Origin of the sequence: Sporomusa rhizae, assembly GCF_041428845.1 — a bacterium.
Classification (GTDB): Bacteria; Bacillota; Negativicutes; order Sporomusales; family Sporomusaceae; genus Sporomusa; species Sporomusa rhizae.
The window spans coordinates 4,532,051-4,546,137 of sequence record NZ_CP156925.1 but is presented as its reverse complement, the minus strand read 5'-3'; the positions used below and the strand labels follow the sequence as shown (position 1 = coordinate 4,546,137).

The 14,087-nt window shown below is 45.9% G+C and carries 12 protein-coding genes and 1 other annotated feature; of the genes, 5 read left to right on the top strand and 7 right to left on the bottom strand.

The features are described from left to right. Positions 1-73: 73 nt before the first annotated feature. The 5 genes from SRRS_RS21400 to SRRS_RS21380 all read right to left on the bottom strand — a co-directional run bounded on the left by SRRS_RS21400 (position 74) and on the right by SRRS_RS21380 (position 4,526). On the bottom strand, positions 74-1,240 hold the full coding sequence (locus SRRS_RS21400; RefSeq protein WP_371363388.1) for an aminotransferase class I/II-fold pyridoxal phosphate-dependent enzyme: 1,167 nt from the start codon (positions 1,238-1,240) through the stop codon (positions 74-76). Then, positions 1,237-1,716: an Lrp/AsnC family transcriptional regulator gene (locus SRRS_RS21395; RefSeq protein ID WP_371363387.1), complete on the bottom strand. Its 480-nt coding sequence runs from the start codon at positions 1,714-1,716 to the stop codon at positions 1,237-1,239. Before SRRS_RS21395 ends, SRRS_RS21400 begins: the two co-directional genes overlap by 4 nt. A gap of 48 nt (positions 1,717-1,764) precedes the next feature. Then, positions 1,765-1,977 (bottom strand) — a binding site (T-box leader). 78 nt (positions 1,978-2,055) lie between these two features. Then, entirely contained in the window at positions 2,056-3,027 is a 972-nt protein-coding gene (locus SRRS_RS21390; RefSeq protein ID WP_371363385.1) for an ABC transporter substrate-binding protein, read from the bottom strand. A gap of 22 nt (positions 3,028-3,049) precedes the next feature. After that, positions 3,050-3,775 (bottom strand): ABC transporter ATP-binding protein, encoded by a 726-nt coding sequence (locus tag SRRS_RS21385; RefSeq protein ID WP_371363384.1) that lies wholly within the window; start codon positions 3,773-3,775, stop codon positions 3,050-3,052. After that, positions 3,756-4,526, bottom strand: coding sequence for an ABC transporter permease (locus SRRS_RS21380; RefSeq protein WP_371363382.1), 771 nt, complete (start codon positions 4,524-4,526; stop codon positions 3,756-3,758). The genes SRRS_RS21385 and SRRS_RS21380 overlap by 20 nt, the downstream gene beginning before the upstream one ends. 218 nt (positions 4,527-4,744) lie before the next feature. Here SRRS_RS21380 and SRRS_RS21375 point away from each other — a divergent pair, with 218 nt between their 5' ends. Together SRRS_RS21375 and SRRS_RS21370 are read left to right on the top strand one after the other, a co-directional pair. Then, positions 4,745-6,121, top strand: a complete 1,377-nt coding sequence (locus SRRS_RS21375) for a sodium-dependent transporter (protein WP_371363381.1) — start codon at positions 4,745-4,747, stop codon at positions 6,119-6,121. Positions 6,122-6,315: 194 nt separating this feature from the next. After that, the gene (locus tag SRRS_RS21370) at positions 6,316-7,086 is read left to right on the top strand and encodes an HD domain-containing protein (RefSeq protein ID WP_371363379.1); all 771 of its coding nucleotides are present in this window, start codon (positions 6,316-6,318) and stop codon (positions 7,084-7,086) included. A gap of 176 nt (positions 7,087-7,262) precedes the next feature. On the opposite strand, the gene SRRS_RS21365 is transcribed toward SRRS_RS21370, so the two are convergent. Further along, positions 7,263-9,431, bottom strand: a complete 2,169-nt coding sequence (locus SRRS_RS21365; RefSeq protein ID WP_371363378.1) for a UvrD-helicase domain-containing protein — start codon at positions 9,429-9,431, stop codon at positions 7,263-7,265. A gap of 183 nt (positions 9,432-9,614) precedes the next feature. Between SRRS_RS21365 and SRRS_RS21360 the strand changes: the two genes are divergently transcribed. From SRRS_RS21360 to fliB, 3 genes are all read left to right on the top strand, one after another. Further along, positions 9,615-11,039, top strand: a complete 1,425-nt coding sequence (locus SRRS_RS21360) for an MFS transporter (protein ID WP_371363376.1) — start codon at positions 9,615-9,617, stop codon at positions 11,037-11,039. A gap of 227 nt (positions 11,040-11,266) precedes the next feature. After that, complete coding sequence (locus SRRS_RS21355; protein WP_371363374.1) at positions 11,267-11,653, top strand: YkvA family protein; 387 nt, start codon at positions 11,267-11,269, stop codon at positions 11,651-11,653. 52 nt (positions 11,654-11,705) lie between these two features. Then, on the top strand, positions 11,706-12,614 hold the full coding sequence (gene fliB, locus SRRS_RS21350) for a flagellin lysine-N-methylase (protein WP_371363373.1): 909 nt from the start codon (positions 11,706-11,708) through the stop codon (positions 12,612-12,614). A gap of 143 nt (positions 12,615-12,757) precedes the next feature. On the opposite strand, the gene SRRS_RS21345 is transcribed toward fliB, so the two are convergent. Beyond that, positions 12,758-14,035, bottom strand: a complete 1,278-nt coding sequence (locus SRRS_RS21345; protein WP_371363372.1) for a hypothetical protein — start codon at positions 14,033-14,035, stop codon at positions 12,758-12,760. Positions 14,036-14,087: the final 52 nt, after the last annotated feature.

Sequence of the window (14,087 nt, the reverse complement as noted above, 5' to 3'; positions counted from 1 at the left end):
CGCGCCATTCCTCCTAATTTCTGATACATTAAAAAAGCGGAATTGACCAGTGCTGGACAATTCCACTTTTTAATTACTGATATCGTTTAATAAACCGGCCAATCCGTTCCAGGGCTTCAGACAGGTTACTGATAGAGGAAGCATAGGAGCAGCGGATAAAGCCTTCACCGCTGTCGCCAAAGGCATCACCGGGAACTACTGCCACTTTTTCAGTTTTTAGCAGTTCTTCGGCAAACTGCAATGATGTTAAGCCGGTTTCTTTAATGGAAGGGAAAATATAAAAGGCGCCCTTAGGTTCAAAACAACTAATATCCATACTGCGCAGGCCATTGAGCATAAGCTGGCGGCGGGAGTCATATTCTGCCACCATTTTTTCCATTTTGTCTTTGCCATGCCGCAGGGCTTCGATGGCGCCGATTTGGGCAGTGATGGGAGCGCACAGCATAGTGTATTGGTGGATCTTGTTCATTGCGGCAATAAAGTCCGGATTGGACAATGCGTAACCGATGCGCCAGCCGGTCATGGCATAGGCTTTGGAAAAGCCGTTTAAGAGAATGGTACGCTCACGCATATCCGGCAAGCTGGCAAAACAGGTGTGGGTGCCATGGTAGGTTAAGTCGGCGTAAATTTCATCGGAAATGACAATCAAGTCATGTTTCGTGGCAAAACGGGCAATTGCTTCTAACTCGGCTTTCGGCATAATAGCACCTGTGGGATTATTGGGATAGCCGATGAGCAGGGCTTTGGTACGCGGAGAAATCAGCTTTTCCAGTTGTTCTACCGTTACGCGGAACTCATGCTCCATATTTGTCGGCACAGGCACCGGTTTGCCGCCGGCCAGGAGGACACAAGCCTTATAAGAAACATAGCAGGGTTCGGGAATAAGCACTTCGTCACCAGGGTGTAAGACAGCGCGAATTGCCAAATCCAGGGCTTCACTGACACCCACTGTTACTAAGGCTTCTTTCCGTGGGTCATAGGTAACATTGTAGTTATTGTAAATCGTGCGGGCAATTTCCTCTCTAAGTTCCAATAGGCCGTAATTGGAAGTATAGGCGGTATACCCTTTATGCAAGCCGTGGACACAGCTTTCCCTGATATGCCAAGGGGTAATAAAATCAGGTTCTCCGACACCGAGGGAAATAACGCCTTTCATTTCGGCAGCTATGTCAAAAAAACGGCGAATGCCGGAGGGCGGGACGGCGTTAACCGTAGGAGATATGCGTTCAGCCCAACTCATGGTGACACCACCAGTCTATGATCTTCTTCGCGGTCCTCTATAATAACACCGGCATATTTATAGCGTTTGAGCATAAAGTGGGTGGTGGTGCTGAGAATACCATCAATTGTTGACAGCTTGGTAGATACAAACTGGGATATGTCTTTCAGGGTTTGCCCTTCAATCGTTACACTTAAATCGTAACCGCCTGACATCAGGTAGAGGCTGACAACTTCCGGAAAACGGTAGATGCGCTCGGCAATGGCATCAAAGCCTACTTCCCGCTGGGGAGTAATTCTGACGTTGATAACGGCAGTTACTTTGTCCACGCCGGCTTGCTCCCAATTTATGATTGGCTGATATTTAACAATAGTCCTTTCTTCTTCCAAGCGTTTGATTGCGGCAGTTACTTCTTCCGGAGACATTTGGAGGATGGCCGCTAATTGGTGGGCCGACTGGTTGCAGTCTTTTTCTAATAACTCTAAAAGTTGTTTCATAAGTATTTCCCCCTTACAGATTATAAAAAATAAAAAATCCCGTCCTTGAAAAAGGACGGGATTTAGTTCCCGCGGTACCACCTAAATTAGCCTTATTAAGGCTCGCTTACTCTTGTTAACGCCAAGTAACGGTTGGCTTACTGTTAATTCAGCCTACAGCTCAAGGGTGGCTTTCCCGAAAACGTCTTCCGCCGGTTCTCACCCTAGCCGGCTCTCTGGTGGGTAAGACATTTTGGGTACTTTCCCTGTCATTGCAGTGTAAACATGTTAAGTTTTTTTATAGGATAACACAAAATTCCGCTGAGAACAAGTGCCATTATACTGATTTTTCAATTCAATTTACATATCCTTACTCATATCTTTGACCAGTTTCTTAATTTCTATCTTTTGGGTTAGTAAACCGTTTTGTACCAGGAATTCCTGAGTTTTTTCCAAATCCTTGATATCGCCGTCAGTGATGGCCGGATCGAAATTATACCAGTTGTACATTTTTTTGACATCTTCGACTGAGATGCCTGTTTCTTCAGCAGCTAAGCGGTAGACTTCATCAGGATGTTCTTTCATATACGTCAAGCTTTGTTGATGTACCTTCATATAACGTTTTACGATACTGGGGTGTTCCTGAAGGAACTTACCGTCAACGGCAATAACGATAGTCGCGTCTAATAGCCCTTCCCCGGTAGTAAGGATTCGGCCGCCAGCCTCAACCGCTTTAGGAACGGCCGGACCGGCAACAAGTGCGGCGTCTGCATCACCGGACATCATGGCTGTAACGCCTTGGGGAATTCCCATGTTGACAAATTTGACAGAGTCGCCGGTAAGCCCTTGCTGAGCAAGAGAAGCAAGCAGTAACTGGTGAAGAATGGTTCCTTTCGGTCCGGCAACCGTTTTTCCTTTAAGGTCGGCAATGGTATTAATCGCCGGGTTTTTAGTCATAATGACGAAAGCTTTGGGAGCGCGGCTGTACATGCCGATGATTTTAATATCAAGGCCGTTGGCTGCCGCCAAAATTGCCGAAGTGCCGCCTAAAGCGTTGCAAAAGTGGAGCGATCCGGCCGCCAGTGCAGCCGTCATTTTCGGGCCCTCGGTTATCTCAGGAAAGGTAACCTTAATATTGTCTTTGGAGAATTCTTTTTCAAATAATTCCTGTTTTTTCTCCACAATTGACGGCACATTGAGCGGTAGTTTTACATAGGAAATATGAATGGCGTCAAGCGTTTTGGTTTCCGGCTGGCTGGGCTTGCCGGTACCGCAGCCGGTCATTGTTAAGGCAAATACAGCTAATAAAACAAGCGATATTAATTTCTTCATTATGACACTCCTTTTCATAGGTTTATGGTTCTTCCATGATTGCCGCCAGTACTTGGGACCGGATGTTGTAAAATTCCTTGCTGGCTGCTATGCGCGGATAGGTCAGCGGTACGGCCAGCTCATTACAAATCTGTCCACCGCCCATGACAACAATCCGTTCCCCTAGAAGGACGGCTTCGTCAACATCATGGGTAACAAATAAAATGGTTTTGTGTGCCTCCTGAAAAATCTGCGTCAGTTCTTTTTGCAGAGTGGCGCGGGTGAAGGCATCTAAAGCCCCGAGCGGTTCATCCATCAAAATGATATCCGGATTATAACATAAGGCTCGTCCTAACGCTGTCCGCTGAGCCATGCCGCCGGAAATTTCAGAGGGATAAGCGTGACGGAAGTCTTCCAGGCGCAGTAGTTTTAGATAGTGATCTACTGTAGCTTTAACATACTCCCGGTCGGGTTCTTGCTGCAAGGCAAAGGCCATATTGTTTTCTACTGTCAGCCATGGCATAAGGCGAGGTTCCTGGAATACCAGTCCTATTTTAGCCTCTGTCGGCTGAAAAGTGATTTGGCCGCAGGTTTTTTGCTCCAACCCGGCAATTATTCTAAGCAGTGTTGTTTTGCCGCAGCCGCTGCGTCCGACAAAGGTGACAAACTGACCTGAATCCACGGTTAGATTGATATTGGTCAGAGCAGACACCTGACGATTTTCCAACAGATATGTTTTGCTGACATTATTAAGGGTTAACACTGCCATCGTCTGCCGTCCTTTTTGCCCAAGGCATGCCATACTGGGCGAATTTTAAAAATAAATAGTCAATGAGGTAGCCAATGGCACCGATTGTCAAGATGCCGATAATGACAATATCTGACCGTGAAATTTGTTCGGCATCCAGAATCATATAGCCAATTCCGGCAGAGGCGGCGACAAGCTCGGCTCCGATAAGTGCCCGCCAGCTATAGCCTAAGCCTAAGCGCATGCCGACAATGATCGACGGGAGACTTGCAGGCAGTATAATCCGGCGGAACTTTTCCTGTGGCGAAAGACCAAAGGCATCGCCTACTTCTAACAGCTTTTTATCACATTGGCTGATGCCGCTTAAGGTGTTTAAAAAGATGGGAAAAAAGGCTGCCAGAATAATTACTGCCAGTTTGGAAGCTTCACCTATACCAAACCAGAGGATAAGCATTGGGATACAGGCCAACGGTGGGATATGACGGATAAATTCGACAGGCGGATTAATATAGGGGGTAAACCGGCGGTTCATGCCTAAGAGAACGGCCAGAGGAAATGCCAAGACAAAAGAGGCGGTAAACCCGGACATGACCCGATAAAAGCTGGTGGACAAATGTTTTAGAAGAAGACCGTTTTCAAGGAGAGACAATGTAGTTTTCCATACTTGTTCAGGCGGCGGAATAATATAAAAACTTATGAGCTTAAGTTTTGCTATCAGCACCCAGCCTAGCAGCAGCAAGGTAGGAATGAGTAAGCCTTTTATCAGGTTCATTAGCAATAATAGCTCCTTTTTGGTATTTTTACCAGTTCGACAAGGATATGGGAATGTTCCTGCAAAATTATATAACCAGACAAATTTATGAATGATATTTCAAGAAAGTCAATGTCATTACTGGAAATAATAGAATTTTTAAACTTTACACATTGACACATAGAATTACTGGGGATTAAACTACATTGTATAGGAATGTTATCTGAAGGGAGATAAAAATGGGAGATTCGCAAGGACAACTAAAGAGAGAAGGATTTTCATCAGGACTGGCGATATTTTTTGCCACCCTGGGCAGTGCCGTTGGCTTGGGAAACATTTGGAAATTCCCATATCTTACCGGGCAATTTGGCGGGGGCGCATTTTTACTGGTCTATTTTTCTTGTATTATTTTAGTCGGCCTGCCCGTCATGCTGAGTGAGTTTTATTTAGGCCGCAGCACCCGCAAAAATGTGGTTGGTGCGTTTGACACTCTTAGATCCGGTACTGCTTGGCGTTATACGGGGATTATGTCTGTTTTGGCCGTGTACTTAATTATGTTCTTCTATAGTTGTGTTGCCGGTTGGGTATATCTGTATCTATTCAAAGCTTTGTCGGGCGATTTTGCCGGCATTACGGCCGCGGTGGCTAAAGATCAGTTTGCCAGTGTAGTGGTTGGCCCGTGGAGTCCGATTATTTGGCAAGTCATTGTAATGGCAACTGTTTCCGCTATCCTTATTATGGGTGTAAAGAAAGGTATTGAACGTATAACTAAAACACTGATGCCTCTGTTGTTTATACTTATTCTTCTGTGTGATATCCGGGCGCTAACATTGCCAGGCGCCGGTGCCGGTATTGACTTCTTGTTCAATGTGGATTTTGGTAAAATTACTCCACCGGTTATTCTTACCGCGATGGGGCTGGCTTTTTTCAAGTTGTCGCTGGGCTTAGGAGCTATGGTAACTTACAGCAGTTATTTTACTCATGACAATAACTTGTTTGGCACAGCTACCAAAGTTGCATTATCAGACACACTGGTATCGATGTTAGCCGGTTTGGCTATTTTCCCGGCGGTTTTTTCGTTCGGAATGGAACCAGGCGCAGGTCCGGGACTGTTATTTATGACTATCCCGCTGGTTTTTTCTCAAATGCCGTTTGGCAACATTCTGCTTGTCGCCTTTTTCTTCCTGTCTTCAATTGCAGCAACAACGGCCATGTTGTCATTGGTAGAAGTAGCGGTTGCTTACTTTGTGGAAGAAAAGGGCTTTGGGCGGAAGACAGCAGTAATAATTAATGCCATTGTTATTCTGGTCTTTGGCGTGTTAGCCGCCTTATCGGCCGATAGTTCCGCTCTTTTGGGACAATATACGATTTTTGGCAAAGGATTCTTCGATTTCTTTGACTATGTATCTTCCAATATCTTATTACCGGTGGGTGGTCTCTTGATAGCGGTGTTTGTAGGCTATCTGGTTAACCCAGCTGAACTGCGCCGGGAGTTAACTAATGATGGTGCGATACCGGCAGTTTTGTTTGAAGCCTTCTATTTTATCATCCGGTATATTACACCGGCACTGCTCATTTTAGTGTTCTTAAATTCCATTGGTGTGGTAAAGTTATAATAAAAGTGGAAAATTTGTAATAAAAATGGTAAAATGATAGGGATGTAATCTGAACGGTTTTTGACATAGTCAAAAACCGTTCCTGTTACCCTAAAAAAGTATAAGGTTATTAAAAGCAGAAGCGCAGTATCGGCTCCCATCGTTATCTGAGGAGCGGTGGAAGTCTATGGTTTCTTTGTTAGGGGGATTCTAAGGTGGCAGTGTTAGGACGTTTATATGAGTGGTTTCTGGAATATGTCAGTACGTATTATACTAAAGACCCTGTTGTTATGCATGGCGTGTCAATTAAGGAAATCCATAGCCAACGCGTGGCGGCTATTGCAGCAAGGCTTGCCAGACATCTGCGGCTTACTGAACGCCAAAAGATAATCGCCGAGGTTATCGGCTTGTTTCACGATATCTCCCGGTTCCGGCAAATTACCGAATATCGTACTTTTATTGATTCCGCATCTTTTGATCACGGAGATGCGGGAGCCCAGGAATTAGCCAAGCTGGGAATACTTAGTGACTTTTCGCCGGCAGAGGTAGATATCATTAACTTTGCCATCATCAATCATAACAAAATGTTAATTGGGCCTGCTAGTCCGGAACACTTACTATTTGCCAAGATTATCAGAGATGCCGATAAACTGGACATTTTTAGGATTTTACCGCCAGTTCAGGCTGACCATGAATACTCACCCAAACTCATTAATCAGTTAAAACAAGGCAGTCTGCTATCCTATACCGATGTATTGACTGCGGCGGATAAACGGCTGATTCGATTGAGTTGGTTTTATGATATTAATTTTGATTGGACGCTTAACCAATTGGTGTCAGAAGGTCATTTGAAACACCAATTAGAGGCTCTGCCCGATACCGAGGATTGTACCAGTATTAAGGCTGTTATGGCTAACTATGTCAGACAGAGAATCGGTACTACCGGCAAAACTTCAACAACTCGTGCCAGTCATAACGTTAGATAAAGTAAAAATCCCGGAGATCCGGGATTTTTCTATTGGTGTTATTATCCTGTAACTAACCCGCTCTCTCCGCTCTCTTACTCCCACTTCTAAAAGCGGGAGTAAGAGCGGCTAAGCTCCTGGATAAGGGCGACTAACCTTCAGGCGGGGTTAAAACCCCATCTGAAGCTAAGTCTACTTTATCGAAGCAGCGGTGTGAGCTTGCCCTGATGAAAAATATGCAGGTAGTACATAGCGCGGGACAATGCTACATACAGAAGTTTGGCGTCCTGATATTCGGGAGAAAACTTGCGTTCCGATGCATTCCAAAGAATAACGCCGTCGAACTCCAGTCCTTTGGCCAGGAGGATGGGAGCCACAGTGACACCGCCGTGATAGCTGGCAGCACCGTTTGTGATGACATTGAGATTGGTGAGCTGGGGGGCGGCGGTCATGAGGACTTGGTATAATTTTTGGCTTTCCGTTTCCAGTTTGGTAAGAATACCAACAGATTTACAGCCTAATGCTTGGAATTCTTCAACAACCTCAACGAGTCGCTTTACGGCAACTGACGCCGAAGCAGCCGCTTCAATAACAGGCTTGCGGCCAATTTCGTAGACCGGGACCGCTTTGGAGCGACCGGACGGCAGAACTTTGTTAAACAGGTCAACAATTTCCTTGGCCGAGCGGTAGCTGAAGTTTACTTCATAGTACCGGCATTTAGCCTTATCAAAAATTTCTTTGAGCAGTGACTGCCAGCTGGTAAGTCCCCTGTCAGTATGGATGGCCTGAGACATATCTCCCATGATGGTAAACGAGCTGTTGCGGGACAACAGGGATAATACCCGGTATTCTAACAAGTTAATGTCCTGGCCTTCATCTATCGCAATATGGTCAAATTTACCCATATGCCTGAAGCCATCAATAAGATATTTTAAGTAACACAACGGCGCAAGATCATCCCGTTCCATTTGTCCGGCCTCTAGGTTTGCTAAGGTATGGGTCAGCAATAATTCGACTTCGACACCTACCGGTTTGGTTTTGCGCCAGGCTGCTTTATCTTTGAACAGTTCGGAATATCCGTCTAACAGCGCAAGCACGGGCCATTTGGCAAAATGCTTAGCAATAAACTGCTCCCCTTCCGCAACATACCGGGCTGCTGTTTTTTCATCGGTCCGGGCTTTGCCGCGATGGAGTCTTGCTTCATAGATTTCGATAAAGTTTTTTATCCGGAATCTTATGTATTTTTCTAGTGACCGCAGCCGCTCGTTAAACGGAATATTAGCTCCCTCGACTACTTTTTCCAGCTGTTGTTCCCGGCTGATTGTAAGCTGGTCGTCAAACAGGCTGATTTCTTTGAGTTTCATACAGAGCTTTTCCAGCCGCTTATCAAGGAACAGTTCCATCACCTTAATGAATTCCAGAGTCCCCTTCCACCTTGCTGCTGCGGCAAGCGGCTCTGTTTCCGCCGGAGTCATGGAAATAACCGGTTCGAGCTGCATAATGGTTTCCGCCAGATCGGCAAAAGTTGTCTGTTTTACATCCTGGGCATCAATTTCCGGCAATAAATCGGAGATATAGTCGAGGAAGATTTTGTTGGGAGCTATAATGACAAGTTTTGTTGGGTCAAGTTTTTCGTTATAGAGCAGGTAGGACAAGCGGTGCAGCCCGATGGTGCTTTTCCCTGAACCGGCTACCCCTTGGATGACGGTAACTTGGTTTAAGGGCTCACGGATAATCTGATTTTGCTCAGAGCGAATCGAAGTAACAATATCTTTCAGCCGGTCACCTGCGCCTGCCAGCAGCCGCTCTAAGAGAAACGGGTCGGCAATCAGCGATTCTTGCTGGCGGGCCATGATTTTGCTAAGAATATTATCTTCGGACATCGAGATCAACTGGCCGTCTTCAATCTTGTACTGGCGTTTTAAGCGGACATCGCCGGTATAGTGGTAGCGGTCCAGAACTTCATAGCTGGCGCGTCCGTCCTGACATTCGTAAAATATCGTGGATACCGGGTCGCGCCAGTCGAATACTAAAATATCTTTTACGTTTTCAATATCTAATTTGGCTACTTTTGTCCGGCCAATATAATATTGATCAAAGTCTTTCGCGCCGTCTTCGCGAAAATCCACGCGGCCAAAATAGGGGCTGTCAAGCGCTTTGGCAATATCATGCACTTTGATGGCATGGTCGCTTTTCATCAGCGAATGGACATAGGCGCTGACTTCATCTTTTATGGACAACGACTGGTTAATCTTATGTACCCGGTGGTCCATATCATGCTCCAAGTCATGCATGATTTGCTTCATGGCCTCGATGGTATCGGCCAAGTGTTGTTGTTCAAAAGAAAAATCAGGATGATTGTTCATTTCGTTACCTCGTGGTATCTTATCGTAGTCATTTAAGTCTGCTAGAATAGTATAGGACTATGTTATTATATTTCGCAACCGGTTTTGTAATGCTAGGCAACATTATTTTGCGGAATGTTTCAGGACAATAGCTGGTAAACTATTGAAGCGGCAGGGTTGTCATACGCCGAAAGGGGTTTATACGTGCAGGATAAATTGCAAAAACTTGATTGCTATAAGTGGCTGATATTAGCTGTTGTTTGTACCGGAACCTTTATGTCGACAATGGCATCTTCGATTGTCAATGTAGGTTTGCCGCCAATGACCGTTGCACTGCATTCGGATATTTTGACCGCGCAATGGGTGGTTACCGCTTATATGCTGGTGATTACCAGTCTGCTGCCGCTCATGGGAAGGCTGGGGGACGTAGGGGGGCAGCGCAAGATATATAGTTATGGTTTCATTGGTTTTGTAGTAGGCTCGCTGCTATGCGGGCTTGCTAATTCCATGGGTATGCTTATTGGTTTTAGAGTGCTTCAGGCTATCGGTGCGTCGGCGCTTATTGCTAATTCGATGGGAATCGTGGCCGCCAGCTTTCCGCAAAACGAGCGGGGCAAAGTCCTTGGAATAATTGGTACTGTCGTGGCCTTGGGCGGTTTATGCGGCCCGAGCTTGGGCGGGGTGCTTGTTGAGCATTTCGGGTGGCATACTATCTTTTTTGTCAATATTCCGGCTGGTCTGCTGGGGTTTGCCGGTGTACGACTGGTGCTGCCTCTTGATAAAAGGCTGCTGGACGAAAAGATAGATTATTTGGGGGCCTCCCTGTTTACAGGAGGTATGATCAGCTTTCTGCTAGCATTAAGTTATGGTAGTAAGTGGGGCTGGTTTTCACTTCCGATACTCGGCTGCTTCGGTTTTGCCGCCGTCATATTTGTTAGCTTTATCAGGCATGAACGAAGAATTGATTATCCCATGCTCGAGTTATCGATTTTCAATAATTGGGCATTCTCGGCGGGAAACTTAGCCGGACTGCTTTCCTTCATGGCTATGTTTACAAGTACGATGCTCGTTCCCTACTACTTACATGATGTGCTTGCTTTTTCGCCAGGCAAAATTGGCTTAATTATGTCGGCGTTTCCGTTGATTATGGCGGTAACTTCACCCATAAGCGGTATGCTGTCCGACAAGGTGAGCACGAATGTCTTAGCAACAACCGGCTTAGTAATTTTGGCTGCAGGACTAATAATTACCGCTAATTTGCAGTTGGATTCCAACATGTGGCTGATAATGACCGGGCAAGCGCTCATGGGGTTTGGCAATGGCTTGTTTCAGTCACCTAACAACAATAGTGTCATGAGTTCGGTTGAGCCGCGCTATTTAGGAATAGCCGGCGGGGTTAACGCTCTTGGCAGGAACTTTGGCATGATATCCGGAACTGCTTTGGCTGTCGCTATTTTGGAGTACCGGCGTGCCGTTACTGCTGCGGAAATTGGCATACCTAGCCCGGCGCAGCAAATGGCCTTCTTTTTGGATGGCTTTCATTATGCCCTGCTGGTGGGGGCAGGCTTGGCCATTGCCGGAGCCTTAGTTTCCTTTATCCGTTTTGGCGCGGCGGGTCAGGAGTCATAACTTGATAGCCGGGCTGGTAAGAGGCAAAATAGAAATATACGAAGCTATAAATTGCCGTCTGCGGGGAAAGTGGTAAAGACGTATTATACAACAAGTTTGTGGTAACACTCAAAACAAATAATGCAAGAAGAGTAGGGGGCTATAGCTCACGCTCCATAGTATAAAGTTAAATTATGCTATAATTTAACCGCAACGTCAGGTTAAAATTACATAAGGTTGGTGATGACATGGTTGGAGGACGCTTGTTCCGGCTAGGGGTTTGGTTGAAGCTCTTGCGGGATAATTTAATTATTGTATGGTTTGCTTGGCGGCATCCCCTTACTCCTGGTTACGTTAAAGGGCTGCTGGCGCTGGTGTTAATATATTTCGTGAGTCCTATTGATATACTTCCCGATTATATACCGTTTCTCGGTATTGTGGATGACGTTGGCCTTGTTACCGGGGTAATGTTATATTTGAAATACTTGCTGCCTGAACCGGTATATATGGAAAGTAAACGGCAAAGCGAAAAATTGGGGCGGCGCATGCCATATATTTTGGGGGCAGTTGCCGTAGCGGCGATTGTTTGGATTTTACTTGTTATAAAGCTGTTTCACAAGGTGTTCTTTGAATAGTAGAGGGAATTCAATAAAGACATGCGTAAAATTATTATAGGATGGGTCAGTTATGTTTATTTATACTGATATTGTCGAGAAATTTTCGTGTGAGATGTGCGGTCAATGTTGTCGTAATTCGTGGCGGGTAACAGTTGACGAGCAGAGCTACCTCCGTAATCAAGCGCTGTTTGTCGGTACAGGCCGGGAATGGGAGTTTAATCAAGCCTTTAATAAATTAGCCCATTCTGAGGGATATGGTGAGTACGCTTATATCGCTAAACAGCCGGCAGGAGGCTGCTGGTTTCTAGACACGGATAATAGATGCCGGCTGCACAAGGAGGGCGGACACCGTCAGCTAGATGCCGTGTGTCAGACTTTCCCGCGTTACCCGATGAGCACAGCACGCGGTATTGAAATCACACTCAGCTTTAGCTGCCCGGCGGTGTTGAAATTGGCAGACAGAATCGAACCGCTAAAGCTTATCAGGTCAGAACAGTCGCCTATTGAGCTGCTGCCTGACAACTATGTGGCCGAGATTCACCCCGCTCAGCAGCCGCTTTCTAACCCTTTACGCTATTATTTTGAATTGGAAATGCACTTTATTGATATCCTGCAATGCCGGGGGTTATCTCTGCCAAAACGCCTGACTTTGCTTAATGATACAGCCCGAGAAATAAACAGCTTCGCCAAAGAAACTGATATTGCCGGTAAGCTGACTTATTTGTTTAATCGCAACTATGATGACATGGAGGCCCTGAATGCGCTGGAATCAAGTGTGACCGCCAGTGCTTTGATTGAGAACTTCTTCGTTAGCTTTGTATTTAAAAAGCCTTTTTATATCTATGGGGTTGAAAAAACATTACGTCTGTTTAACTATATGTGGCAGCAAATCAACAGCAGCCGGAACATAATCGATACCATTCGGCAACTTGAATTTCAATACGGACATGACCGTACCGCTTTAAGTACAAAAGTCTGAATCGGGATTTGTGCTTATTTATTGGACGTGGCTGGGCATATATAAATACGCGTTGCATTTTGAAGCGAAACAACTTCAGCCCATAGGTAAAAAGAATTGCCACCTTTAACAAGATGGCAATTCTTTTTACCTTATTGAAATAGTTATTGGGTATGAAGTGTATAAGAACTTAAGGAGGTGCCGTTTTGATCGACGAAATTGATGTGAATTGGGTTGTCAAAATTTAATGTTAAACGGTCTAGCGGAATAATATCATAGGCTTTTGTGCTTGACCAACTGGTATTATAGAGTGGACTTTTGGTTCTGATCGTGACAGTGAGGTCGTTACCTGTCTGGATAACCCTTTCGATACCAATACCGTACCCCCTGTCGGCAACAGAACCTAAGTGTGCGTATAACACTAGCTGCCGGCCAAAATCGATAGAATCTACTTTGTCGACAATGATACTGGGAACTTCGGTCGTGGTGCCTGGTTTATTCAACAGGACACCTAATTTCATGTTAGCCGGATAAGCGCTTTCCCGCCATGCCCAACCAGCAAAGGCATCATTGCTGTACAGGGTTCGGCCACCGGTAACTATCGGGCCGGTTGCTGCACCAAGGGTTCCGTATCCGTATAGGCTGGCTGGACGATAAGTGGCAGGATACTTGCTGTTGCCGATACCGCGGATGGTAGTAATAACCCAGTTGCCATTATTTCTTTCTAAGTCAACTTTAAAGGTTTGGCCGCTTGTTTTTACTTGTACAATGGCTTTCCCACCCGTTATTGATAGCAAGCTAAAGCGGTCGTTGGTTGCATCGAAGCCAAAGGTGGCTGCATTGTCTTTTACAACGGCAACCGGATTGCCGGCAACTATGGTATCACCGCCGGTGCCGCCGGTAATTACCTCCTTTACGCTGTCAATTGCCCAGCCGCCATTATCCTTACTTAAATAAACCTTATAAGTTTGGCCGTTGGTGGTTTTAACCAAAACCAGCGCCTCATTGTCCCGGCGCCATTGCAAAGAAAAACTGTCATTGTTGGCATCAAAACCATAGGTGCCGGCAAGGGCCTTGACAGCCGCTACCGGTGAAGCAGCAGCAAAGTCTTTAGCATCCGTAGCTTCTTTGTCACGGTTCTTGTCACGTTCGCGGGCTTTGTCGGTATCCCCGGAAGTAATGTTCTTGCTGGTATCACTGGTATCCCCGGAAGTAATGTTCTTGTTGGTATCCCCGGTATCTCCGGAAGTAATGTTCTTGTTGGTATCAGCGGTTTCGCCGGTTTGTGCCGGTGCGGCAACTACCGTGTTATCAGCTGCATGAACCTTGGAAATCGGCAGGCCCGGCAACAGAGCCGAGGTTACAACGGCAGCGCCGGCAAGAGCAGCCAATAACCGTTTGTACTTGCGTTTGGCAATTTTTCTACGGCTGTTGTTCTTCATATTGTGCTCCTTTCGTTACCAAGGTTTATATTTAGTTTTAAGTTATTGTCTG

Bases quoted from the DNA above. Each gene is read 5' to 3' on its own strand.
- SRRS_RS21400 (WP_371363388.1), bottom strand. From the start codon at position 1,240: ATGAGTTGGGCTGAACGCATATCTCCTACGGTTAACGCCGTCCCGCCC.
- SRRS_RS21395 (WP_371363387.1), bottom strand. From the start codon at position 1,716: ATGAAACAACTTTTAGAGTTATTAGAAAAAGACTGCAACCAGTCGGCC.
- SRRS_RS21390 (WP_371363385.1), bottom strand. From the start codon at position 3,027: ATGAAGAAATTAATATCGCTTGTTTTATTAGCTGTATTTGCCTTAACA.
- SRRS_RS21385 (WP_371363384.1), bottom strand. From the start codon at position 3,775: ATGGCAGTGTTAACCCTTAATAATGTCAGCAAAACATATCTGTTGGAA.
- SRRS_RS21380 (WP_371363382.1), bottom strand. From the start codon at position 4,526: ATGAACCTGATAAAAGGCTTACTCATTCCTACCTTGCTGCTGCTAGGC.
- SRRS_RS21375 (WP_371363381.1), top strand. From the start codon at position 4,745: ATGGGAGATTCGCAAGGACAACTAAAGAGAGAAGGATTTTCATCAGGA.
- SRRS_RS21365 (WP_371363378.1), bottom strand. From the start codon at position 9,431: ATGAACAATCATCCTGATTTTTCTTTTGAACAACAACACTTGGCCGAT.
- SRRS_RS21355 (WP_371363374.1), top strand. From the start codon at position 11,267: ATGGTTGGAGGACGCTTGTTCCGGCTAGGGGTTTGGTTGAAGCTCTTG.
- fliB (WP_371363373.1), top strand. From the start codon at position 11,706: ATGTTTATTTATACTGATATTGTCGAGAAATTTTCGTGTGAGATGTGC.
- SRRS_RS21345 (WP_371363372.1), bottom strand. From the start codon at position 14,035: ATGAAGAACAACAGCCGTAGAAAAATTGCCAAACGCAAGTACAAACGG.